Annotated in this window: 20 protein-coding genes and 1 pseudogene; 13 read left to right on the top strand and 8 right to left on the bottom strand. The window is 69.1% G+C overall.

What is annotated here, in order from left to right:
* The first annotated feature begins 36 nt into the window (after nucleotides 1–36).
* The 6 genes from QFZ21_RS11640 (at nucleotide 37) to QFZ21_RS11615 (ending at nucleotide 6,931) form a co-directional block, all read left to right on the top strand.
* Complete coding sequence (locus QFZ21_RS11640) at nucleotides 37–1,749, top strand: ABC transporter substrate-binding protein (RefSeq protein WP_307378016.1); 1,713 nt, start codon at nucleotides 37–39, stop codon at nucleotides 1,747–1,749.
* 48 nt (nucleotides 1,750–1,797) lie between these two features.
* Nucleotides 1,798–2,766 (top strand): ABC transporter permease, encoded by a 969-nt coding sequence (locus QFZ21_RS11635; protein ID WP_307378014.1) that lies wholly within the window; start codon nucleotides 1,798–1,800, stop codon nucleotides 2,764–2,766.
* A complete protein-coding gene (locus tag QFZ21_RS11630; protein ID WP_307378012.1) occupies nucleotides 2,763–3,665 on the top strand; it encodes an ABC transporter permease in 903 nt (300 codons plus the stop codon). The genes QFZ21_RS11635 and QFZ21_RS11630 overlap by 4 nt, the downstream gene beginning before the upstream one ends.
* Nucleotides 3,662–4,720 (top strand): ABC transporter ATP-binding protein, encoded by a 1,059-nt coding sequence (locus tag QFZ21_RS11625; RefSeq protein ID WP_307378010.1) that lies wholly within the window; start codon nucleotides 3,662–3,664, stop codon nucleotides 4,718–4,720. The genes QFZ21_RS11630 and QFZ21_RS11625 overlap by 4 nt, the downstream gene beginning before the upstream one ends.
* A complete protein-coding gene (locus QFZ21_RS11620) occupies nucleotides 4,717–5,745 on the top strand; it encodes an ABC transporter ATP-binding protein (RefSeq protein WP_307378009.1) in 1,029 nt (342 codons plus the stop codon). The genes QFZ21_RS11625 and QFZ21_RS11620 overlap by 4 nt, the downstream gene beginning before the upstream one ends.
* A gap of 100 nt (nucleotides 5,746–5,845) precedes the next feature.
* A complete protein-coding gene (locus QFZ21_RS11615; RefSeq protein WP_307378007.1) occupies nucleotides 5,846–6,931 on the top strand; it encodes a tartrate dehydrogenase in 1,086 nt (361 codons plus the stop codon).
* 171 nt (nucleotides 6,932–7,102) lie between these two features.
* On the opposite strand, the gene QFZ21_RS11610 is transcribed toward QFZ21_RS11615, so the two are convergent.
* The 7 genes and pseudogenes from QFZ21_RS11610 to QFZ21_RS11580 all read right to left on the bottom strand — a co-directional run bounded on the left by QFZ21_RS11610 (nucleotide 7,103) and on the right by QFZ21_RS11580 (nucleotide 13,240).
* Nucleotides 7,103–7,540 carry a VOC family protein gene (locus tag QFZ21_RS11610; RefSeq protein WP_307378005.1) on the bottom strand — a complete coding sequence of 146 codons (438 nt, stop codon included), beginning with the start codon at nucleotides 7,538–7,540 and terminating at the stop codon, nucleotides 7,103–7,105.
* Nucleotides 7,541–7,602: 62 nt separating this feature from the next.
* Nucleotides 7,603–7,926 (bottom strand): cupin domain-containing protein, encoded by a 324-nt coding sequence (locus tag QFZ21_RS11605; RefSeq protein ID WP_307378003.1) that lies wholly within the window; start codon nucleotides 7,924–7,926, stop codon nucleotides 7,603–7,605.
* A 38-nt stretch (nucleotides 7,927–7,964) separates the two neighbouring features.
* Nucleotides 7,965–8,315 (bottom strand): TraR/DksA C4-type zinc finger protein, encoded by a 351-nt coding sequence (locus tag QFZ21_RS11600; RefSeq protein WP_307378001.1) that lies wholly within the window; start codon nucleotides 8,313–8,315, stop codon nucleotides 7,965–7,967.
* 282 nt (nucleotides 8,316–8,597) lie between these two features.
* Nucleotides 8,598–9,305, bottom strand: coding sequence for a DUF2786 domain-containing protein (locus QFZ21_RS11595; protein WP_307378000.1), 708 nt, complete (start codon nucleotides 9,303–9,305; stop codon nucleotides 8,598–8,600).
* A 235-nt stretch (nucleotides 9,306–9,540) separates the two neighbouring features.
* Nucleotides 9,541–9,738: a hypothetical protein gene (locus tag QFZ21_RS11590; protein WP_307377998.1), complete on the bottom strand. Its 198-nt coding sequence runs from the start codon at nucleotides 9,736–9,738 to the stop codon at nucleotides 9,541–9,543.
* Nucleotides 9,738–12,067: pseudogene (gene purL / locus QFZ21_RS11585) on the bottom strand (phosphoribosylformylglycinamidine synthase subunit PurL). Before purL ends, QFZ21_RS11590 begins: the two are co-directional and overlap by 1 nt.
* A gap of 213 nt (nucleotides 12,068–12,280) precedes the next feature.
* Nucleotides 12,281–13,240: a YafY family protein gene (locus QFZ21_RS11580; protein WP_307377996.1), complete on the bottom strand. Its 960-nt coding sequence runs from the start codon at nucleotides 13,238–13,240 to the stop codon at nucleotides 12,281–12,283.
* A 98-nt stretch (nucleotides 13,241–13,338) separates the two neighbouring features.
* Between QFZ21_RS11580 and QFZ21_RS11575 the strand changes: the two genes are divergently transcribed.
* The 4 genes from QFZ21_RS11575 to QFZ21_RS11560 all read left to right on the top strand — a co-directional run bounded on the left by QFZ21_RS11575 (nucleotide 13,339) and on the right by QFZ21_RS11560 (nucleotide 18,089).
* Nucleotides 13,339–13,794: a VOC family protein gene (locus tag QFZ21_RS11575; protein ID WP_307377994.1), complete on the top strand. Its 456-nt coding sequence runs from the start codon at nucleotides 13,339–13,341 to the stop codon at nucleotides 13,792–13,794.
* Nucleotides 13,795–13,992: 198 nt separating this feature from the next.
* Complete coding sequence (locus tag QFZ21_RS11570; protein WP_307377992.1) at nucleotides 13,993–15,546, top strand: APC family permease; 1,554 nt, start codon at nucleotides 13,993–13,995, stop codon at nucleotides 15,544–15,546.
* Nucleotides 15,543–16,652: a Zn-dependent alcohol dehydrogenase gene (locus QFZ21_RS11565; RefSeq protein WP_307377990.1), complete on the top strand. Its 1,110-nt coding sequence runs from the start codon at nucleotides 15,543–15,545 to the stop codon at nucleotides 16,650–16,652. The genes QFZ21_RS11570 and QFZ21_RS11565 overlap by 4 nt, the downstream gene beginning before the upstream one ends.
* 72 nt (nucleotides 16,653–16,724) lie before the next feature.
* Nucleotides 16,725–18,089, top strand: coding sequence for an NAD-dependent succinate-semialdehyde dehydrogenase (locus tag QFZ21_RS11560; RefSeq protein ID WP_307377988.1), 1,365 nt, complete (start codon nucleotides 16,725–16,727; stop codon nucleotides 18,087–18,089).
* Nucleotides 18,090–18,192: 103 nt separating this feature from the next.
* Here QFZ21_RS11560 and QFZ21_RS11555 read toward each other — a convergent pair whose 3' ends face one another.
* Nucleotides 18,193–19,611 (bottom strand): serine/threonine-protein kinase, encoded by a 1,419-nt coding sequence (locus QFZ21_RS11555; RefSeq protein WP_307377986.1) that lies wholly within the window; start codon nucleotides 19,609–19,611, stop codon nucleotides 18,193–18,195.
* Between the two features lie 234 nt (nucleotides 19,612–19,845).
* On the opposite strand from QFZ21_RS11555, the gene QFZ21_RS11550 reads away from it, so the two are divergent.
* The 3 genes from QFZ21_RS11550 to QFZ21_RS11540 all read left to right on the top strand — a co-directional run bounded on the left by QFZ21_RS11550 (nucleotide 19,846) and on the right by QFZ21_RS11540 (nucleotide 22,134).
* On the top strand, nucleotides 19,846–21,042 hold the full coding sequence (locus QFZ21_RS11550) for a MalY/PatB family protein (RefSeq protein ID WP_307377984.1): 1,197 nt from the start codon (nucleotides 19,846–19,848) through the stop codon (nucleotides 21,040–21,042).
* A gap of 97 nt (nucleotides 21,043–21,139) precedes the next feature.
* Nucleotides 21,140–21,367: a hypothetical protein gene (locus QFZ21_RS11545; RefSeq protein WP_307377982.1), complete on the top strand. Its 228-nt coding sequence runs from the start codon at nucleotides 21,140–21,142 to the stop codon at nucleotides 21,365–21,367.
* 44 nt (nucleotides 21,368–21,411) lie between these two features.
* Complete coding sequence (locus tag QFZ21_RS11540; protein WP_307377977.1) at nucleotides 21,412–22,134, top strand: 3-keto-5-aminohexanoate cleavage protein; 723 nt, start codon at nucleotides 21,412–21,414, stop codon at nucleotides 22,132–22,134.
* Nucleotides 22,135–22,140: the final 6 nt, after the last annotated feature.

Genomic DNA, 22,140 nt, shown 5'->3' with positions numbered 1-22,140 from the left:
TTGTTCCTTCGTCGCACGCTCACTGGAGATCCGTCCATGTCGAAATCACTGCTTCGCACCGCTGTACCCTCATCCCGTCCTTCCCGTCGCGGAGCCCTCGCAGCTCTGACCGTCGCCGCCCTCATCGGCTCACTCGCAGCCTGCAGCGCGTCGCCCACTCCGGCGGAGACGAACGAGGAGGTCGCCGTCGTCGACGGCGGCGAGCTCGTCATCGGCGCCGAGCAGGAGCCGGACTGCGCCGACTGGATCGCCACCTGCGGCGGCTCCATCTGGGGCACGTACGTCATGCAGATCCCCACCATGCCCGCCGTGTTCGAGACCCGGCTCGTCGACGACGAGTGGGTGCCGCAGCCCTCGGACCTCGTCACGGGGGAGCCGACCGCCGAGGTCGCCGAAGACGGCACGCAGACGGTCACCTACGACATCAATCCGGAAGCCGTGTGGTCGGATGGCGAGCCCATCACCTCGGCCGACTTCGCCTACACCGCGCTGCAGATCCGCGACGGCGACGACATCTTCGACAAGACCGGGTACGACCGCATCACGGACGTCGACGTCAGCGACCCGCAGAAGGCGGTCGTCACCCTCGACTCCGCCTTCGCCGGATGGCGCACGCTGTTCAGCGTCTACGGCATCATGCCCGCGCACATCCTCGAGGGTCAGGACCGGGGCGCGATGATGGCCGACGGCTACGACTTCAGCGGCGGACCGTGGAAGATCGAGAAGTGGACCCGCGGCACGTCGGTCACTCTCGTGCCGAACGAGAACTACTGGGGCGAGAAGCCGCACCTCGACAAGGTCACCTTCCTGTTCCTGCCCGACACCACGGCCGCGTTCCAGGCTCTGAAGAGCGGACAGGTCAGCGTGCTCGCACCGACTCCGCAGCTCGACGCGCTCACCCAGATCGAGGCCGGCCTTCCCGGCGTGAAGTCGCAGGTCGATGCCCGCAGCGGCAACCTCGAGGCGATCTGGCTGAACAACGCTGCCGCTCCCTTCGACTCGGTCGCGGTCCGTCAGGCGCTCGCCTACTCCATCGACCGCGACGCCATCGTCAAGCGCCTCTTCGGCAGCCTCGGCATCGACAAGGCGCAGCAGAGCTTCAATTCCCCGATGGTCGCTCCGTTCGCCTCCGACGACTTCTCGCAGTACACGCTCGACCTCGACAAGGTCGACGAGCTGATGAAGGGCGACGGCTGGAAGAAGAACGGCGACGGCGTCTGGGCCAAGTCCGGCGAGACCGCGACGTTCTCGATCAAGACGCTGGCCGGCAACAAGCGCCGCGACCTCACGGTGCAGGTACTGCAGTCGCAGCTGGCGGATGCCGGGTTCGAGATGACCATCGATCAGGTGACCCCTGCCGACCTGTTCGGCACGATCGCACCGGAGGGTGACTTCCAGGCCGGCATCTGGGCGCTGGTCGACACCTTCCCGGACCCCACCCTCAGCGCGACCTTCTCCTCGGTCAACATCCCGAGCGAGGCGAACGGATTCTCCGGCATCAACTTCTACCGCGCCGACATCCCCGGCCTCGACGACCTGCTCACCCAGGTCGACAGCGAGATCGACACGGATGCCCGCATCGCGGCATCCCATGAAGGCGACGCCCTGATCGCCGAGAACGTGCCCTCTCTCCCGCTCGACGCCGTGCCGAACGTGCTGCTGTGGAGCGAGAAGGTGGGCGGCCCGCTGCAGATCAACCCGATCGAGGGGCCGTTCTGGAACCTCGCCGAGTGGGGTCTCGCGGGCTGATCCCGCGAGACGGCCGGCCGAGTAATCGCACAGGAAGGAGGCGACGACATGATCACGTTCATCACACGACGGGTGCTGTATTCGATCCCGGTGATCCTCGTCGCCTCCTTCGTGCTCTTCTGGGCGGTGCGTGCGACCTTCGATCCGCTCGCGAAGCTCCGACTGGCGCAGGATCCGACCGCGCTCGCCCGCGAGGTCGAACGTCTGGGGCTCGATCGCTCGATCCCCGAGCAGTACTTCCTCTGGCTGCGGTCTATGGTCGTCGGCGACTGGGGCACGAGCACGCGCACGGGCACTCCGGTGCTCCCCCTGATCGGCGAAGCCCTGTGGCCCACGCTGCAGCTGGCGTTCTGGGGACTGCTGATCGCGATCCTCATCGCCGGCGGGATCAGCGTCTACTCGGCGGTGCGGCGGCAGTACTCGCTCGGCGACAACCTGCTCACGGGAGCCTCCTACCTCGGCATCGCGATGCCGGCGTTCTGGTTCGGACTCATCCTCATCCAGACGTTCGCGGTGTGGCCGAAGGAGGCGTTCGGGCTCAGCGAGCCCCCGCTCTACTTCATCGGCCTGAACTCGCCGGGACAGACCGGGATGCTCGACTACATCCGCCACCTGATCCTGCCGGTGGCCGCGCTCATGATCGCGCTGGTCGCCTCGTGGAGCCGGTTCGGCCGCGCCGCGATGCTCGACGCGCTCTCCAGCGACTACGTTCGCACCGCTCGCGCGAAGGGGGTGCCGCGTCGGCAGGTCATCTGGCGGCACGCGGTGCGCAACTCGCTCGCCCCGTTCGTCACGGTCGTCGCGCTCGACGCCGCGATCCTCATCGGCGGGCTCGTCGTGACCGAGCAGATCTTCGCGATCCCCGGGATGGGGCGCCTGTTCCTGCAGTCGCTCGTCGCCGGTGACGTGTTCGTGCTGCTGCCCTGGATGATCGTGGTAGCCGTCGCCGTGGTGCTCTGCAACCTGATCGCCGACATCGCCTACGCGGTGCTCGACCCGAGAGTGAGACTGTCATGAGCGGTGCAGGCATCGCCGGGCGCGAAGAGCTGCTCGGTGAACAGGAACCGCAGAAGGCTCCGGCCAGGCAGCTCCTGAAGGGGTTCCTGCGGCACCGACTGGGCGTGGTCAGTCTGATCGTGCTGGTGATCCTGCTGGTCGCGTGCTTCGGCGCCGGGTGGATCGCGCCGTATCCGCAGGGTCAGCAGGACCTCCTCACCGGACCCACCCCGCCCTCGGGCGCGCACTGGCTCGGCACCGACGAGCTCGGCCGCGACTACCTGAGCGAGATCCTCTTCTCCGGGCAGATCTCGCTCGCGATCGGCCTCGCCGTCGCCCTGCTCGCGACCGTCGTCGGCACCGCCCTCGGTGCGATCGCCGGCTACGTGGGTGGCTGGATCGGCGAGCTCATCATGCGCATCACCGACCTCTTCCTCATCGTTCCCGCGATCGCCCTGCTGGCGGTGATCCTGCAGGGGCTCGGACCGTCACCCACCACCATCGTGCTGGCGCTCACCGCGCTGGGCTGGACCTACATCGCCCGCGTCGTGCGCGCCCAGGTGCTGTCGCTCCGTGAGAAGGACTTCATCGACGCGGCACGCGGCATCGGAGCATCCGGCTTCCGCATCGTCGTCTCGCATCTGCTGCCGAACCTCGCCGGTGTCATCGTCGTGGCGATGAGCCTGGCCGTGGCATCCTCGATCATCGCCGAGTCGACCCTGAGCTTCCTCGGGTTCGGGGTGCAGCCGCCGCAGACCAGCTGGGGCTCGATGCTCAGCCAGGCCGCGGGCTACGTCGGCACCCCTCAGGTGTATCTGCTGTACTTCCCGGGAATCTTCATCCTCGTGACCGTGCTGTGCGTCAACTTCATCGGCGACGGACTGCGCGATGCGCTCGACCCGCAGGGGAAGAACCTGTGAGCGCGGTGCTTCTGGAGGTCTCGGATCTGTCGGTGAGCTTCCCCACGGATGCCGGGCTCGCCCGCGCGATCGAGGGCGTGTCCTTCGTGCTCCGGGAGGGTGAGACGGTCGGCATCGTCGGCGAATCGGGTTCGGGCAAGTCGATGACCGCGATGGCGATCATGGGACTGCTGCCGAAGAAGGCCGTGGTCACCGGATCGATAAAGTTCCGGGGTCAGGAACTCGTCGGAATGTCGGATGCTGCGCTGCGCGAGATCCGGGGCAAGGACGTGTCCGTGGTGTTCCAGGACGCGCTGACCGCCCTCAACCCGGTCATGCGCGTCGGCGAGCAGCTGGTCGAGGCTGTGCGCGTGCACCGGCCGGACACGACGGCCACCGAGCGGCGGGCGCGCGCGGTGGAGCTGCTCGATATCGTCGGCATCCCCTCGCCCGAACTGCGCGTCGATCGGTACCCGCACGAGTTCTCCGGCGGCATGCGGCAGCGCGTGATGATCGCGATGAGCATCGCCAACGAACCCGACCTGCTGATCGCCGACGAGCCCACGACGGCGCTCGATGTGACCGTGCAGGCGCAGGTGCTCGAGGTGCTGCGCGAGGTGCAGCGGCGCACCGGCACGACCGTGCTGCTCATCACGCATGATCTCGGCGTCGTCGCGGGCACCGCCGACCGCGTCCTGGTCATGTATGCCGGCGGACTGGTCGAGACGGCCGACGTCGACTCGCTCTTCTACGAGACCGCGCATCCGTACACGGCGGGGCTGCTCGCTTCACTGCCGCGGATCGACCGGCGCGCGTCACGCGAGGAGCGGCTGTATCAGATCTCCGGGCAGCCTCCGGTGGCGACGGCATGGCCCGACGGATGCCGCTTCGCACCGCGCTGTGCGCACGCGGTGGCCGGGTTGTGCGATGTCGTGGTGCCGCCTGCGGTGCCCGTGGGGGCGGCCGGGGGGCTCGCTGTCGGTGCCGACGTCGAGGCCGAGGGGCCGACGGCATCCGGCATCCACACCGCCGCGTGCGTGCGGGTCGGCGAATGGCAGAAGGAGGCGGTCCTGTGAACCAGCCCGTGGCGGATCCGCTCGGCGTGAACCCGCCGGCCGTGAGCACCGGCCTGACGGTGAGCAACCTCGTCAAGGAGTACAAGGTCGGCGGCGGACTGTTCGGCCGCACCCGCGATGTCGTGCAGGCGGTGTCGGACGTGAGCCTGTCGATCGCGGGCGGTCAGACGTTCGGCCTCGTGGGCGAGAGCGGCTGCGGCAAGTCGTCGCTCGGGCGCAGCGTCGCCCGGCTGCAGTCGAGCGACGGCGGCTCGATCCTGCTCGGCGATCAGGACATCACGCGCGTCGAGGGCGGGCGCTTGCGGGCGCTGCGCCGGCGCGTCCAGTTCGTGTTCCAGGATCCGTACGCCTCGCTGAATCCGCGCAAATCGGTGCGCGCGACGCTCACCGAGCCGCTCGTGATCCATGGTCTGCACAAGGCTCAGCACGAGCGTCGGGTCGAAGAGCTGCTGAAGCAGGTGGGCTTGAACCCCGCGCACGCCGACCGGTTCCCGCACGAGTTCTCGGGCGGACAGCGGCAGCGGCTCGGCATCGCGCGGGCGCTCGCCGTGGAGCCCGAGGTGATCGTGCTCGACGAGCCGGTCAGCGCGCTCGATGTGAGCGTGCAGGCCGGGGTGCTGAACCTGCTCGACGACCTGCAGCGCGACCTCGGGCTCACCTACCTCTTCATCGCGCACGACCTGTCGGTGGTGCGGCATCTCAGCGACCGCGTCGGCGTCATGTACCTCGGCAAGCTCGTGGAGGAGGGGCCCGTCGATGAGCTGTACGAACGGCCGCGGCATCCGTACACCCAGGCGCTGCTGTCGGCGATCCCGGTTCCCGACCCGCGGGCGGAGCGGGCGCGCGAGCGCATCGTGCTGACGGGCGACGTGCCGAGTCCGGTCTCGCCGCCGAGCGGATGCCGCTTCCGCACCCGCTGCTGGAAGGCGACAGAGGTGTGCGCCGAGGAGGTTCCGCAGCTGATCGATCACGGCGGCACGCACCGCGTCGCCTGCCACCACCCCGCCGAGCGCGACGTGCTCTGACGCTCACTTCCCGTTCCTGTCGCAATATGTCACCGAAGCGGCCCCGTTTTCGCTGACATATCGCGACCGGAACGACCGAATGCCCCCCGGAAGGAAACCCATGACGACCACCCACCGCATCGCCGTGATCGCCGGCGACGGCATCGGCACCGAGGTCATGCCCGAGGGGCTGCGGGTGCTTCGCGCCGCAGCATCCCGTTTCGACCTCTCCCTCGAATTCACCGAGTTCGACTTCGCCAGCGCAAGCTACTGGCAGAAGCACGGGCAGATGCTGCCGGATGACTGGTTCGAGACGCTGCGCGGGTTCGACGCGATCTACTTCGGCGCGGTCGGGTGGCCCGACGTCGTGCCCGACCACGTGAGCCTGTGGGGGAGCCTCATCCAGTTCCGCCGCGCATTCGACCAGTACGTGAACTTGCGGCCGGTGCGTCTCATGCCGGGTGTGGTCTCGCCGCTGGCCGCGCGCGAGCCGGGAGACATCGACTTCTGGGTCGTGCGCGAGAACACCGAGGGCGAGTACTCGTCGATCGGCGGGCGGATGTTCGAGGGCACCGACCGCGAGTTCGTGCTGCAGGAGACCGTGATGACGCGCACGGGCGTCGACCGGGTGCTGCGGTACGCATATGACCTGGCGCAGAAGCGCGAGGCGAAGCACCTGACCTCGGCGACGAAGAGCAACGGGATCTCGATCTCGATGCCGTACTGGGACGAGCGCGTCGCTGCGGTCGGCGCCGAGTACCCGGATGTGCGGCGCGACCAGTTCCACATCGACATCCTCACCGCGAACTTCGTGCTGCACCCCGACTGGTTCGACGTGGTCGTGGCGAGCAACCTGTTCGGCGACATCCTGTCCGACCTCGGACCCGCCTGCACCGGCACGATCGGCATCGCCCCGAGCGCGAACATCAACCCCGAGGGCCTGTTCCCGAGCCTGTTCGAGCCCGTACACGGTTCGGCTCCCGACATCGCCGGCCGCGGCATCGCGAACCCCATCGGACAGATCTGGTGCGGCGCCATGATGCTCGACCACCTCGGATATCCGGATGCCGGCGCCGCCGTTCTCGCCGCGATCGAGGAGGTTCTCGCCCGAGGAGCGGATGCTGCCCCCTTCACGCCTGACCTGGGCGGCACGGCCACGACGGTCGAGCTGGGTGCGGCGATCGCGGAGGCTGTCTCGGGAGTCTGATCGCGCGCGGGAGTCGCGGGGAGCCCCGCGCGAATCTCGCAGAACGACGCGAACTTCGCAGGAATCTCCCGGTATCTCCGCGAAGTTCGTGCTGTTCTGCGAAGTTCTGGCACAGGGGAGAGTTGCTCGCGAAGGAACGCGGACGTCGTCGGCTTGTCCAGAGCGGGTGCGTCAGCTCTTCGTGAGGTCCTGCGCGAACATGACCAGGATGCCGCTGGGGCCGCGAAGATACGTGAGCTTGTAGACGTCCTGGTAGTTCGCCACGCCGCGGAGCGGGTAGTGGCCGTGCGTGGCGGCGATCGCGAGCGACTCCTCGATGTCGTCGACGGCGAAGGCGATGCGGTGCATCCCGATCTCGTTCGGAAGCGTGGGTTCGGTCTCGATCGCGTCGGGGTGGATGTACTCGAAGAGCTCGATCTGGCCCTGCCCGTCGGGTGTCTGGAGCACGGCGATCTTGGCGTGGTTGCCGTCGAGCCCGACCGCGGTGTCGGCCCACTCGCCGCTGACCTCGTCCGTTCCCAGCACGGTGAGTCCGAGGTCGGTGAAGAAGGCGATCGTCGCGTCGAGGTCGCGCACGGCGATGCCGACATTCTCAAGTCTGATGGTCATGCGGAGGATGCTACTCGCGTCCTCCGACGGGCGGTGCGACTGCGCTGTTCGAGCCACTCGTGCTATTCGAGCCACTCGGTGATGAAGCGGTCGTTCGCATGCACATGCGTGGCCTCGTAGGTGCCGCCGTCGAGCACCTCGAAGCGGTGCGAGACGAGCGCGGGCACGACGAGGATCTGCCCTCCGACGCCGACGACCTGCCCATCGGCGACGGTGAAGAGTGCTCTGCCGCGGTGGATCACGAACGTCTCGGCGTAGGGATGCCGGTGCAGGCGGGGTCCGCTACCGGGGGTGGTGGCATACTCGCGGATGATGCTGACGGGCGAGCCGAGGAGGTAGCCCTCGAAGTTCTCGTCCCGGACGACGTCTCTGGGCTGGATGGTCATGGTGCCTCCGATTCTCGGCCAGGGTACGCCGTCCGGGCTCAACGCCCGAGCTTCTCGGCGCAGGCGACGCAGTGCACGGCGAACGGACGCACCTCGAGCCGGCCGGCGGGGATCGGGCGGCCGCAGTTCGCGCAGATGCCGTACGTCCCGGCATCCATTCGCGCGAGCGCGTCGTCGACCTGCCGGAGCTCGGATGCCGCCGCCTCGGCCAGCCCGGTCAGTCGCGACCACTCGGACGAGAGTGTGACCCCTTCGGGATCGTGCTCGTCGTCGTCGTTCGAACCCTGCCGGTCGTGCGTGAGTTCGTCGAGGGCTGCCGACGTCGCTTGCACCCGAGCGGCGGCCTGCGCGCGCAGCTCCTCCAGCCGTGCGCGCAGGTCGGTGCTCATGCGCCCACCCTAGGCCGGGGCACCGACGTCGGAGCGCGACCAGTGCCGTCACGGGTAGTTCTGCCCCTGGTGAGAACCGCGAGGTCGGGATACCGTCGTGCGCGGCGACACTGGGGAGGGTCGCTCCATCCCACCCCTGGCCGTTGAGTGAGGGCTCGGCACCACGAACGCATCATTGCTGGGGTGGGGCGTTTCGTCCTGCTGTGCCCGCTCAACGGCCGGGGTTCCCTCCCGTCTGGTTGATCGACTCGCCGCCCGTCGAGACGGATATCGCCGCGCGCGTCAACCGGGCGTCATCGCTCGCTCGGCGGTCTGGACCTCGCGGCCGGATCGGTGGCCGTGCATGTACGCCCCGACGTCGGCGCCCTGGCGTGACCGGGCCCGCCGTGTCGACAGCGTGTCGACGTACGCGTCGACCCGCTCCCGTCGCGACGACAGCACGAGCTCGGCCCCGGTCCCGGCCTCCTCGATGAGCGCGCGCCGACTCTCGCCGATTCGTCCGGACACCCCGTTGGCGAACCCGCGGATGAAGCTGCTGCGGGCGCGGCGCTTGTCGCCCTCGCTGAACGGCCGATATCGGTCGCGGTGGACAGCCCACCAGGCGCGCATCGCCACCATCGCCTGCACCTGGAGGCTCTCGGTGAGCACGCGGGCCTGCTGTGCGTCGGACGCGTACCCGACGAGGTACAGGATGGACCCGCCCCGGTGCTCGGCCTGCATCGGGCGCACCGAGCCGAGCGCCAGCGCCACCGCGGCGCCGAGATCGCGCAGGTCGCGCGCGTACGTGCCGGTGAACACGATCCGCTCTGTGATGATCTCCTCGCGCTCCTGCCCGAGGCGACCGCGGCGCTCGTCGATGCGCGCCTGCTCGATGCCGTATTTCACCATCAGTCGCTCGGCGTGCTCGGTGAGAGCCTCCGCCTCTTCGGGCGTGGTGCTCTCGGCCTTCGCCAGCAGCTTGGCGATCAGGTCCAACTTCGTCTCGCTCATGGAGTCCCCCTTGTTCGTGGTGCTCCGTATCCTTCGCGGGGGCACCCCCACTCGGAGGGTGTGTTCGCGGGGTCTGTGAGTACCCGGGGCGGAGCAGTCGCGGTGCAGGAGAACTCGTGGTTCGCGCCAGCTCAGATCGGTCGGCGCAAAGCTCGCAGAACGACACAAACCTCGCAGGAGTTCGCGGGGTTCTCTGCGAAGTTCGCGACGTTCTGCGAAGTTCCGAACCGGGAGTTCAGCCGAGCAGGATCGTGATCACGGTCGCCCCGCCGCCGCCGAGGATCAGCGCGACGATCACGGTCCACGCGACGATGCGGATGCGGCGGTTGCGGCGCTCGCCGAGATCGCCGTAGTCCTCGCTCGGCTCCGGGCGCACCGACTCGCGTCGGGGCTCCGGGTCGCGGGCGGGCTCGCGGCGGCTGAGGTCGCTCATCAGGCGGCCGGCTCCGTGACCGTCGGACCGAAGTACGACGGCAGCGTGGCCTGCGAGCGCTCGCGCAGTTCGGCGGCCGACACGGTGAAGACGCCCTGCACCTCGAGCTGCGGCTCGCTGTCGGTCACGCCGATGCGCAGCACCGGGTACCCGCGGCCCTCGCACAGGCCCTGGAACTTCACGTCGTCCTCGCGCGGCACGGTCACGATGACGCGACCGGTCGACTCCGAGAAGAGTGCGGATGCGGCATCCACCCCGTCGCGTTCGATGATCTCGTTCAGCCACACGCGGGCGCCGACGCCGAAGCGCATGACACCTTCGGCGAGTGCCTGGCCGAGGCCGCCCTCGGAGAGGTCGTGCGCCGAGGAGATCAGCCACTCGTCGCGAGCTGCGGCGAGCAGGCCGGCGAGGCGCTTCTCACACCGGCGAGGTCGACCTTCGGGGGCAGTCCACCGAGGTGGTCGTGCACGACGTCGGCCCAGGCCGAGCCGGAGAGCTCGATCGAGGTCGTGCCGAGCAGGTAGATGTTCTGCCCGATGTCCTGCCATCCCGAGGGGATGCGACGGGAGACGTCATCGATGATGCCGAGCACGCCGACGAGCGGGGTCGGGTGGATCGGCACGTCGCCGGTCTGGTTGTAGAACGAGACGTTGCCGCCGGTGACCGGGGTGCCCAGCTCGTAGCATCCGTCGGCCAGGCCGTCGACCGTCTGCCCGAACTGCCACATGACCTCGGGGTTCTCGGGGGAGCCGAAGTTCAGGCAGTCGGTGATCGCGGTCGGGGTGGCGCCGGTGACGGCGACGTTCCGGTAGGCCTCGGCGAGTGCCAGCTGCGCGCCCGCGTACGGGTCGAGCTGGCAATAGCGGCCGTTCGCGTCGGTCGAGATCGAGAAGCCGAGGCCGGACTCCTCGTCGACGCGGATCATGCCGGCATCGTCCGGGAAGCTCAGAGCCGTGTTGCCGAGCACGAAGTAGTCGTACTGGTTGGTGATCCAGCTCGTGTCGGCCAGGTTCGGCGACGCGAGCAGGTCGAGGAACTGCTGGCGCAGCACCTCGGGCTCCGACGACCTCGGCAGGTTCTCGGCAGCATCCGCCTGGAGCGCGTCGATCCACGTCGGGTACGCGACCGGACGGTCGTAGACGGGGCCGTCGACCGCGACGGTCGAGGGGTCGACGTCGACGATGCGCTCGCCCTGCCAGTCGATGATGAGGCGTCCGTCGCCGGTGACCTCGCCGAGAACGGAGGTCTCGACCTCCCACTTGTTCACGACGGCCAGGAACGCGTCGAGCTTCTCGGGCGCGACGATCGCCATCATGCGCTCCTGCGACTCCGACATGAGGATCTCTTCGGCGGTCAGCGTGGGGTCGCGCAGCAGCACGTTGTCGAGCGACACCTTCATGCCGCTGTTGCCGTTGGCCGCGAGCTCGCTGGTCGCGCAGGAGATGCCGGCGGCACCGAGGTCCTGGATCGCCTCGACGAGCTCGCCGCGGTACAGCTCGAGGCAGCACTCGATGAGCACCTTCTCGGCGAACGGGTCGCCGACCTGCACGGCGGGACGCTTGGTCGGGCCGGTCGAGTCGAAGGAGTCCGAGGCCAGGATGCTGGCGCCGCCGATGCCGTCGCCGCCGGTGCGGGCGCCGAACAGCACGACCTTGTTGCCGACGCCGGTCGCGTTGGCGAGCTTGAGGTCCTCGTGGCGGAGCACGCCCACCGCGAGGGCGTTGACCAGCGGGTTGGCCTGGTAGACGGAGTCGAACACGGTCTCGCCGCCGATGTTCGGCAGGCCGAGGCAGTTGCCGTAGAAGCTGATGCCGCTGGTCACGCCGTGCACGACGCGGGCGGTGTCAGGGTGGTCGATCGCGCCGAAGCGGAGGGCGTCCATGACGGCGACCGGGCGGGCGCCCATCGAGATGATGTCGCGGACGATGCCGCCGACGCCGGTGGCCGCACCCTGGAACGGCTCGATGAACGACGGGTGGTTGTGCGACTCGGCCTTGAAGGTGACGGCCCAGCCTTCGCCGACGTCGATGACGCCCGCGTTCTGGCCCATGCCGACCATGAGGCGTTCCTTCATCTCGTCGGAGACCTTCTGGCCGAAGCGGCGCAGGTAGTTCTTCGACGACTTGTAGGAGCAGTGCTCCGACCACATGACCGAGTACATCGCCAGCTCGCCCGAGGTGGGGCGGCGGCCGAGGATCTCCTTGATGCGTGCGTACTCGTCGTCCTTGAGTCCGAGGGCGCCGTAGGGCTGTTCCTTCTCGGGCGTCGCGATCGCGTTCTCGACCGAGTCGGGGACGTGCTTGTGGACAGGTGCAGGGGCGGTGGTCACGCGCACTCCAAAGGAAGGGGCCGGCGGGGCGCTCCCAGTCTACCGGCGGTCGGGATCGGCCGGATTCGGGGAGTCTGGCCTCGGGTGCCGGTCCGCGACCGCGTGCACAATTCAGCAAGAAACGCCCCGTCGTCAACCGGGTTTCGCGTGAATCCGGGACGGCGCCCTCTGTGCGAGCGAATTCTTGCTGAGTTGTGCACGCCGCTCCACGGATCAGGAGTGGGGGACGCCGGATGCTGCGGCGATTCGCCCCGCCAGAACGCCGGCGGCCTCGCGCAGCGCCTCCGGTCCGACCACCTCGAACGATGCGTCGAACCGCGCGACCGAGGCGAGCACCCCGATCCACGACCACGAGCCGACCGTGATCCGGCAGGACTCCGCATCGATCTCCTCGAGCGTACCGTCGCCGATGAACGGCGCCACCTCCCGCGCGGGCAGCCGAATGATCACCTCGCCGACGCACGGCCAGCGGTCCTCGGATGCCGAGCCCTTCGACCGCGCGGCCAGATACGTCGCGGCATCCTTCGCCGGCAGCTCGCGCGGCGTGAACGTCGGTCCGGTCGGGACGCGCGGGCGCAGCCGGTCCAGCCGGAAGATGCGCCAGTCGTCCGCCTCGAGATCCCACGCGATCAGGTACCAGCGTCCCTCGCGGGCGACGATCGCGTGCGGCTCCGTGCGCCGGGCCGGCCGATCCGGGGCAGACCCGTAGTCGAAGCGCAGCATCCACTTCTCCCTCACCGCGGCGCTCACCGCCTCGAGCACCGCCGGATCGACTCGGGTCTCGTTCGCGAAACCTGCGAAGCGGATGCCGTCGACGCGGTGCCGCAGCCGAGACGGCATCACCTGCCGCACGGTGGCGAGCGCCCGTGCGGCGCCCTCGTCGATGTCGATGCCGCTCGACGGCACGCTCTGCAGGGCCACCGCGATCGCGACGGCCTGGTCGTCGTCGAACAGCAGCGGCGGCAGTTCCGATCCCGCGGCCAGTCGGTATCCGCCATCCGGGCCCTTGATCGCGCCGATCCGATACCCGAGTTCGCGCAGCCGGTCGACGTCGCGGCGCACCGTTCGCGGAGTCACCTCGAGGCGGTCTGCGAGCACGTGCCCCGGCCAGTCGCGCGGGGTCTGCAGCAGAGACAGCAGCGCGAGCATGCGGGCAGATGAGCTTCCGGTCATGGGTCCATGATCGCGCAAGTAGAGGACCGAAGCTGACCTGTACCCCTGTGATCGTGGAATCCGACGGCATCCCCGCCGTCCGTATCCAGGAGGATCCCATGACCATCACCACGAGCACGCACCTCAACTTCCGCGGCACGGCCCGGCAAGCGCTCGAGTTCTACGCATCCGTCTTTGGCGGCGACGTGACGGTCGCCACCTACGGCGACTTCGGTATGCCCGCCGGCGTTCCCGGTGCCGACAAGGTCGTTTTCGGGCAGATCGTGAGCGCCACCGGCATCCGCCTGATGGCCTACGACATCCCCGGCCAGGACGAGTCGGATGCCGCCGCCACCGCCGGCTCCACCCGCCGGGAGAACGGGACGACCATCACGGATCGGTCGTTCTTCCAGTCGCTGCAGGCCGGGTCGCTCGACGAGCTCGCCGGCTACTGGACGGCGCTCGCCGAGGGGGCCGAGGTGATCGAATCCCTCGCGGCCTCGGCCTGGTCGGCCGGCTTCGGCATGCTCACCGACCGCTTCGGCGTGACCTGGGTGCTCGACGTCGCGGCCTGACCTCTCTCTCCCGTGGAAGTTCCTGCGGGTTCAACGCCGCTGAACCCGCATCAACTGCCACGGGAGCAGCAGGCGACAGCCCGAGCCATAGGGTAAGGCGATAGAAGACAACGGGGATACCACAGTTGTCCTCTGTGTGCCGCCTCCCTAGGCTCGGGCTGTCCGGGGGGGCATCGTCGCCGACAGGGGTACACACACATGGATAGTTCCGAAGAGGATCGCCGTCTCGGCGAGCTCGGCTACACCCAGAAGCTCAGCCGCTCGGTCGGGGGTGTCTCGTCGTTCTTCCTGGGCTTCGCGGTCATCAGCGCCACGACCGCCGTCTTCTCGGGCTTCGGCTTCGGGCTGAGCACGGCGGGCCCGGCATTCGTCTGGACCTTCCCGCTCGCCGTGGCCGTCTTCTTCGTCTGGGCGCTCATCGCGGCCGACCTGGTGAGCAAGATCCCGCTCTCCGGGTACGCCTATCAGTGGACGAGCCGCCTCGTGAACCCGAGCCTCGGATGGTTCACCGGGTTCGCCGGGACGATCGGCTTCATCAGCGGATTCACCGGCGTCGCGTTCGTGATGGCCGGATACGTGGGCAGTCTCTTCGGCATCGAGATGACGACCCCGATCCAGATCCTCATCTCGATCGCCATCGTGCTGCTGTGCGTGCTCATCAACGTCTACGGCGTGAGACTCGCGACACTGCTGAACAACATCGGCGTGGGCCTCGAGCTTGTCGTCACTCTCGGCGCGACGGCGTTCATCCTCATCGTCGCGTTCTTCGTGACGAACGAGCACCAGAGCATCGACTTCCTCTTCTCGACCGGCGGCACCGACGAAGGGCCCTCGCCGTACGTCGTCGTGTGGCTCACGTCGAGCCTCGGATGCATCTTCGGCCTGCTCGGCGTGGAAGCCGCCGCCGACATCGCGGAGGAGACGAAGAACGCCCGCCGCACGATCCCGCGCACGATGTTCCTCGCCCTGGGCGTGGCATCCGTCATCGAGTTCTTCATGTACATCACGTTCCTGCTGGTGATCAAGGACCCCGACACCCTGGCCGGCAGCGCCTCACCGATCGCCGACCTGTTCGCCCAGCAGATCTCCCCGTGGTTCTCGAAGCTCGTCGTCGCCTTGGCGCTGACGAACATCCTGGTCTGCGTGCTCGCGAACATGCTCGTCGCCTCCCGGGTCGTCTACGCGCTCGCCCGCGACAACATGCTCCCCGGGTCGAAGGCGCTCCGCGGAGTGTCGAAGAAGCACAAGGTTCCGACCGCCGCGGTCTGGGCGACGGGTGCCGTCTCGTTCCTGCTGCTGTGCTCGGCGTTCGCGAACGAGCAGACGTTCTCGTACATCATCGGGATGTCGGCGCTGGGCTACTTCGGCGCGTCTACATGCTCACCACCATCGGCCTGCTGGTGGCGCATCGGCGCGGCCGCATCCCGAACGACTCGGGCGGCGCGTTCGACCTCGGACGCCTCCGAGTGCCGATCTACATCGTGGGAGTGGTGGTGTTCGGGGCCGTCATGTCGGCGCTGCTCTTCCTCCCCGCCTTCCAGCCCAACGCGGTCGTGTTCGTCGTCGCCATGGCGCTCGCAGGCATCTGGTGGCTCGCCCGGCTGCGCACGCGCATCGCCACCGACCAGGCGGGCCCGAAGTTCGCCCTCGCCACCCGCGAGATCGAACTCGCCGAGGCAGCCGATCCGTCCATCGCGACCACCGCGACCACCGCGTCTTCCGAGAAAGCACAGTGAGGTAATACCCGCATGAGAGCAGTCGTTCTGAGAGACAGCAGCACCCCGATCAGGGTCGAGGATGTGCAGCTGCAGCCCCCGGGACCGAACGAGGTCGAGGTCACGATCGCGGCAGCCGGCGTCTGCCACTCCGACCTGCACGTCCGGAAGGGCGACTGGGAGCTCCCGCTCCCGCTCGTGCTCGGACACGAGGGCAGCGGCACGATCTCGGCGGTCGGCGAGGGCGTCACCGACCTCGCCGTCGGCGACCACGTGGTGCTCTCCTGGGTCGCGCCCTGCGGCCAGTGTCGCAACTGCCTGCTCGGTCGAGAGGTGCGGTGCGAGGTCGCGGCGGGGATCGTGGCCCTGGGCGGCACCCTGAACGACGGCACCTCGCGGTTGAGCGTCGGCGGCGAGACCGTGCACCACTACCTCGGCACCTCGGCGTTCGCGGAACGCGCCGTGGTTCCGGCATCCGGCGCCATCAAGGTGCGCGACGACGCACCCCTCGAGGCGATCTCGATCATCGGCTGCGCGATCGCGACCGGTGTGGGAGCGGTCGTCAATTCGGCGCAGGTTCCAGCAGGTTCGACGGTCGCCGTGATCGGATGCGGCGGCGTGGGCCTCTCGATCATCCAGGGCGCGCGTCTGGCAGGAGCGGCGCAGATCATCGCGGTCGATGTGCGACCCGACAAGCTGGCGCTCGCGCGGCACGTCGGCGCGACCGACACGATCATGGTGGAGGCCGGGCTCGACGTCGTGGAGCAGATCCGCCGGCGGAGCACCGACGGCGTCGACTTCGCGTTCGACGCGATCGGCAAGGGCGCGGTCACGGACCAGTGCATCCGCAGCCTCGCGATCGGCGGCAGCGCCGTGGTCGTCGGCATCCCGCCCGCAGGATCGACGGTGTCGTTCGAGCCGCAGACTCTCGTCGACCTCGACCAGCGCATCATCGGATCGAACTACGGCGGCATCAAGCCGTCGCGCGACATCCCGTGGCTGGTCGACGAGTACATGGCCGGTCGCCTGCTCGTCGACGAGCTGATCAGCTCGCACCGACCGCTGGAGGAGGCGGAGGCCAGCCTCGAGCTGCTGGCATCCGGCGACGCGCTGCGTCAGCTCCTGATCCCCGGCCTCCGCTGACCGAACCCTCTGCACCGACCGACTTCACCGAACCGACCTCACCGAACGAACGACGAAAGCAGGCATCACGACATGGCCGTCTACTCCGTGACCGATCCCGCCACCGGGACCGAGCTCCGCACCTACGACGAGATCTCCGACGCGCAGGTGGGCGAGGCGGTGGATGCGGCGGATGCCGCCTTCCGCGGCTGGTCGCGCTCGAGCACGGTCGCGGAGCGTGCCGCACTGCTGCGCGAGGTCGCGCGCCTGCACCGCGAGCGGCGGGAAGAACTGGCGCAGCTGATCGTCAGCGAGATGGGCAAGGTGCTCGAGGGAGCGCTCGGCGAGGTCGACTTCGCCGCCGACATCATCGAGTACTACGCCGACAACGCCGAGCAGATCCTCAAGGATCAGCCCCTCGAGATCCAGGGCGACGGCACCGCGGTGATCCGCCGCTCCGCGCTCGGGCCGCTCCTCGGGATCATGCCGTGGAATTTCCCCTACTACCAGGTCGCCCGTTTCGCGGCGCCGAACCTGCTCATCGGCAACCCGATCCTGCTGAAGCACGCACGGCAGTGCCCGGAGTCCTCGGCGGCGATCGAGCGCGTCTTCCGCGACGCCGGCTTCCCGGAGGGCGCGTACACGAACCTCTACATCTCGAACGCGCAGGCGGCCGACATCATCGCCGACCCGCGGGTGCAGGGGGTCTCGCTCACCGGCTCGGAGGCGGCCGGTGCCAGCGTCGCGGAGATCGCCGGGCGGCACCTCAAGAAGGTCGTGCTGGAGCTCGGCGGGTCCGATCCGTTCATCCTGCTCTCGACCGACGACCTGGACGGCGCCGTGCAGTCGGCCGTCGACGCGCGGCTCGACAACAGCGGGCAGTCCTGCAACGGCGCGAAGCGCTTCATCATCGCCGACGACCTGTATGAGGAGTTCCTGTCGAAGTTCGTGGAGCGGATGGGCGCGCACTCAGCGGTCGAGCCCCTCGCGGACGACGCCGTGCTCGGCCCGCTCTCCTCCGAGGGGGCCGCGGAAGGGCTCGAGAAGCAGGTCGCGCGCGCGGTCTCCGAGGGCGCGACGGTCGCGCTCGGCGGCGGCCGGAACGGCGCGTTCTTCGAGCCGACGGTGCTGACCGACGTCACCGAGGACATGGCGGCGTGGGGCGAGGAGTTCTTCGGCCCGGTGGCAGCGGTCTATCGGGCGGCGGATGAGGCGGATGCCGTGCGCATCGCCAACGGCACCGGATTCGGCCTCGGCTCGTACCTGTTCACGACCGATGCGGAGCAGGCCGAGCGGGTGGCCGACCTCATCGAAGCCGGCATGGTCTACGTCAACCTGGTGCTCGCCGACAGCCCGGAACTGCCGTTCGGCGGGGTCAAGCGCAGCGGGATCGGGCGCGAGCTTGGATTCCTCGGTGCCGACGAGTTCGTGAACAAGAAGCTCATCCGCACGGCGTAGCTCTTCGCTCCCGTGGGGTGACCCTTCACTCCCGTGGCAGTTGATGTGGGTTCACAGCCGTTGAACCCGCAGGAACTGCCACGGGAGCGGCGGGAGACGGGGGCTACTTGGGCTTCTTGTCGGACTTCGGCTTGTCGGGTTTGGGTTTGTCGGGCTTCGCCTTGTCGGGCTTCGCCTTGTCGGACTTGCCCTGGTTGCCCTGATTCGTGGCGGGCTCGACGGCCGGTTGCTCGTCGGTCACCGGAGTCGTGTCCGCCGGCTCGGTCGACGGCTCGATGGGCGTGGTCCGCACCGCGACGGTCTCCGCCGTTCGGGCCGCGGCCTCTGCGGGCGGGATGAGAGCGGATGCTCCGACGGCGACGATGCCGGCGACCACGAGCGCCGCGGCACCGATCAGCACGCGATGACGTCGGGTTGAGGAAGCGGATGCCGGGGGGCCGACAGCCATGATGGCGGTGGCACCCGTCGTCGGCGCGGTCGGCTGCACCATGGTGTCCCGGCGTGAAGGCTGCGCCGGGGAGACCGGTTCGGCCGCAGCATCCGCGCCGGCATGCGCGGCCGCAGCACCCGCCGCCGCAGCACCCGCCGCCGCAGCATCCGTGCCCGTGCCCGCAGGATCAGCGCCTGCAGCATCCGCCCCTGCTCCGGCCGCGAGGAGCGGCGCATCGTGCCGGCCCGTGTCGCGGGCGAGGTAGCGGGCTGTTCGGGCGACCTCGTGGGCAGTCGGTCGCTCGGCGGGCTCGAGGCGCGTCATCCGCTCGAGCAGGCTCCGCCAGTCCGCATCGACGGAGTCGGGGATGGAAGGCGGTGTTCCCACTCGCGCGATCGCCGCCGCCCGACCGGTTCCGAGGACGGGGTAGGCGGGTTCGCCGGTGAGGGCCTCGATGAGCACGAGTCCGAGGGCGAAGACGTCGACCGGGGTGCCGGGATCGGCGTCGGTGAGCTGCTCGGGGGCCATGTAGGTCAACGTGCCGAGCACCATGCCGGGCGAGGTCAGTCGCGAGTCGCCGAGCGTGTACGCGATGCCGAAGTCGGCGAGCTTTGCGGTCCAGGCGCTGCCGCTTCGAGAACTCCGAGGCGCCAGGAGCACGTTCGAGGGCTTCACGTCGCGGTGCACGATGCCCGCGGAGTGGACCGCGGCGAGTCCTTCGGCCAGGTCCCGCGCGATGCCGGCGAGCTGGCCCGCGGGGATCGGGCCGGTCGCCATGCGCTCCGCGAGGGTCGGGCCGTCGACGAGCTCCATCACGAGATACTGCGGTCGCTTCGGCTCGAGCTGCGCGTCGAAGAGCGTCACGAGGGAGGGGTGGCTCAGCGAGGCCAGGAGCGTCTTCTCGGTGTGCGCGCGGTCGGTCGAACCGAACGCGTTCTCGCCCTCGTGGATCATCTTGATCGCGACGGTGCGGCCGAGGTGCGTGTCCTCGGCGCGGTAGACGGTCGCCATGCCACCCTTCCCGACGGGGCCCTGCAGCAGGTAGCGACCGTCGAGCAGGGCCTCGGTCGGCGACACGACTTCGAGCGTCATCGCTGAGCCCCCGCGGGGGCGCGCCGGATCAGTGCATTCGGGTCAAGCATCCGGCGACGCTATCGCGTCCCCCAGACGCCGGTCACCGCCCTTGACATTCCGCTCCCGTGGCACTTCGTGCGGGTTCGGAGCTCGTCAACCCGCAGGAAGTGCCACCGGAGCGGTCAGTGAGAACGGCGTCACGGATCGAAACGGGGTGTGCGCGCGGGCGGAATGATCCGTAGGTTGGGGCAGATGACCGAGGACTGTCCGCCGCTCTCGCCGCATCCGTTCGACTCCCGCTCGCGCGTGCACCTCGACCGCCCGCAGAGCCGCAAGTGGAGTCTCCATCCCGGGCGGATCGGCGCCTGGGTCGCCGAGATGGACTTCGGAATCGCGCCCGAGGTCGCCGAGGCCATGCACCGGGCGATCGACGAGGAGAACCTCGGCTACCTGTCGCCGTTCGTCGCGAGCGAGCTCGGAGAGGCGACGGCTGCGTGGATGGCCGACGAGTACGACTGGACGATCGACCCCGAGCGCGTGCATCCGGTCTCCGATGTGATGGCGGTGCTCGGCGTGGCAGTGCAGGAGTACGCGCCCGCGGGATCGGCGGTGATCGTGCCGACCCCGGCATACATGCCGTTCCTGACATATCTCCCGGCGATCGGTCATCCGGTCGTCGAGGTGCCCGGCGTCGAGGTCGACGGCCGGTGGCAGCACGACCTGCAGCGCATCGACGAGGCCTTCGCCGCCGGTGCACGAACTCTCGTGCTCTGCAATCCGCACAACCCGACCGGCACGATCATCGAGCGCGCGGAACTCGAGGCGATCGCCGAGATCGTGGAACGGCACGGCGGACGGGTGTTCGCTGACGAGATCCACGCGCCGCTGCGCTACGACGGCCGGCCGTTCGTGCCCTACGCGTCGGTGTCGGAGGCGACCGCGGCGCACACCATCACCGGCACGAGTGCGTCGAAGGCGTGGAACATCCCGGGGCTCAAGACGGCGCAGCTGATCACCTCGAACGACGCCGATCAGGAGCTCTACAAGAGGTTCGGCTTCGCCGTGCAGCACGGGGCCGCCACGCTCGGGGTCGTCGCGTCGACGGCCGCGTACCGGCATGGCCGCCCCTGGCTCACCGGCGTCAGCGACTATCTCGACGGCTCGCGCCGCACCCTCGCGGAGCTTGTCGAGGCGCAGCTGCCCGGCGCCGTATTCCGGGTGCCCGAGGCGACGTACATCGGTTGGATCGACACCAGCGCGCTCGAGATCGATGGCCCGCCGGCCGCCTTCTTCCGTGACCAGGCAGGGGTCGTGCTCACCGACGGCAAACTCCTCGGAAAGGGGTACGAGGGCTTCGTGCGCGTCGTCTTCGCCACCCCGCGACCGATCCTGGCCGATGCGCTCGAGTCCATGGGCGCGGCCCTGCTGCGCACTCGCCGCGGTCGCTGACGCAGGGGCATCTCGGCGGCACGGGATTGCTCTGTCAAGGGGCTCTCAGGTGTCTGCGACCTCGCGTAGAAAGGAACGCGAGAGAAGGGACACCGGCATGGCCGCAGGCGACATCGAGACTTTCCAGCGCGACGGGATCTGGTTCAACCGCATCGAGGGCGAGTCGATCACTCTCGGCAGCAGCTTCATGACCGAGGCGGAAGCCGTCAAGGTCGGGCGCGGGGCGGCAACCGCACGTCAGGTTGCGCACACTGTCCGCGCGGAAGAAGGACCATCGGCGGATGCCCACGCGTTCGAGCGTCACCCGCGTGATCTGATCGGTTGATGGGCGCGCCAGCAGGGCTACCCGACCAAGCCTCGAAGAGGGGCATGCTCCTGCAGGCATGCGTCAACGGAGCCCGCGATGTGGCGCAGCATCCGTGGTTGAGTATCGACCCCACGGTCGTCGCCGATGACGCAGCGCGCGCCGTCGGAGCGGGAGCGCACGAGATCCATGTGCACCCGAAGGACGATCGTGGTCATGACAGCGTGGCGGCCGATGATGTCGCTCGCTGGATGCGGGCGATGCGCACCGCCTGCCCGGATGTGCCCGTCGGTGTCACGACCGGAGCCTGGACCGAGCCCGACGTCGAGCGCCGTCTCGCCGCGATCTCGGCATGGACCGAGCTTCCCGACTACGCATCCGTCAACTGGCATGAGGCCGGGGCCGACGAGGTCGCCGCGCTCCTGCGCACGAAGGGCGTCGGCGTCGAAGCCGGCATCTGGGATGCATCGGGTCTCGAGGCCTGGCGACGATCACCGGAGCGCAGCAGCTGCCTGCGCGTGCTCATCGAGCTGCCCGATGAGGCTGCCGAGGTGGTGCGCGCCCACGCCGAGGGGCTGATCGCGCACGTCGCCGCGGAAGAGCCGAGCATCCCGATCCTGCTCCACGGCGAAGAAGCCTCGGCATGGCCTGCCTTCGAACTCGCCGTCGAGCTGGGGTGCGATGCGCGGGTCGGACTCGAGGACGCCCTGACGCTGCCCGACGGGCGACCGGCATCCGACAACGCCGCGCTGGTGCGGGCCGCCGTCCGGCTGATGAGCGGGCGCTGAACCGGA

The organism is Microbacterium sp. W4I20 (genome assembly GCF_030816505.1).
Taxonomy (GTDB): domain Bacteria; phylum Actinomycetota; class Actinomycetes; order Actinomycetales; family Microbacteriaceae; genus Microbacterium.
This window is presented reverse-complemented; position numbering and strand designations above follow the sequence as displayed.

Coding starts and splice junctions, on each gene's coding strand:
- QFZ21_RS11610 (WP_307378005.1), bottom strand. CDS start 7,540: ATGACCATCAGACTTGAGAATGTCGGCATCGCCGTGCGCGACCTCGAC.
- QFZ21_RS11565 (WP_307377990.1), top strand. CDS start 15,543: ATGAGAGCAGTCGTTCTGAGAGACAGCAGCACCCCGATCAGGGTCGAG.
- QFZ21_RS11555 (WP_307377986.1), bottom strand. CDS start 19,611: ATGACGCTCGAAGTCGTGTCGCCGACCGAGGCCCTGCTCGACGGTCGC.
- QFZ21_RS11540 (WP_307377977.1), top strand. CDS start 21,412: ATGCTCCTGCAGGCATGCGTCAACGGAGCCCGCGATGTGGCGCAGCAT.
- QFZ21_RS11570 (WP_307377992.1), top strand. CDS start 13,993: ATGGATAGTTCCGAAGAGGATCGCCGTCTCGGCGAGCTCGGCTACACC.
- QFZ21_RS11550 (WP_307377984.1), top strand. CDS start 19,846: ATGACCGAGGACTGTCCGCCGCTCTCGCCGCATCCGTTCGACTCCCGC.
- QFZ21_RS11590 (WP_307377998.1), bottom strand. CDS start 9,738: ATGAGCGACCTCAGCCGCCGCGAGCCCGCCCGCGACCCGGAGCCCCGA.
- QFZ21_RS11635 (WP_307378014.1), top strand. CDS start 1,798: ATGATCACGTTCATCACACGACGGGTGCTGTATTCGATCCCGGTGATC.
- QFZ21_RS11545 (WP_307377982.1), top strand. CDS start 21,140: ATGGCCGCAGGCGACATCGAGACTTTCCAGCGCGACGGGATCTGGTTC.
- QFZ21_RS11575 (WP_307377994.1), top strand. CDS start 13,339: ATGACCATCACCACGAGCACGCACCTCAACTTCCGCGGCACGGCCCGG.
- QFZ21_RS11580 (WP_307377996.1), bottom strand. CDS start 13,240: ATGACCGGAAGCTCATCTGCCCGCATGCTCGCGCTGCTGTCTCTGCTG.
- QFZ21_RS11640 (WP_307378016.1), top strand. CDS start 37: ATGTCGAAATCACTGCTTCGCACCGCTGTACCCTCATCCCGTCCTTCC.
- QFZ21_RS11630 (WP_307378012.1), top strand. CDS start 2,763: ATGAGCGGTGCAGGCATCGCCGGGCGCGAAGAGCTGCTCGGTGAACAG.
- QFZ21_RS11605 (WP_307378003.1), bottom strand. CDS start 7,926: ATGACCATCCAGCCCAGAGACGTCGTCCGGGACGAGAACTTCGAGGGC.
- QFZ21_RS11600 (WP_307378001.1), bottom strand. CDS start 8,315: ATGAGCACCGACCTGCGCGCACGGCTGGAGGAGCTGCGCGCGCAGGCC.
- QFZ21_RS11595 (WP_307378000.1), bottom strand. CDS start 9,305: ATGAGCGAGACGAAGTTGGACCTGATCGCCAAGCTGCTGGCGAAGGCC.
- QFZ21_RS11615 (WP_307378007.1), top strand. CDS start 5,846: ATGACGACCACCCACCGCATCGCCGTGATCGCCGGCGACGGCATCGGC.
- QFZ21_RS11560 (WP_307377988.1), top strand. CDS start 16,725: ATGGCCGTCTACTCCGTGACCGATCCCGCCACCGGGACCGAGCTCCGC.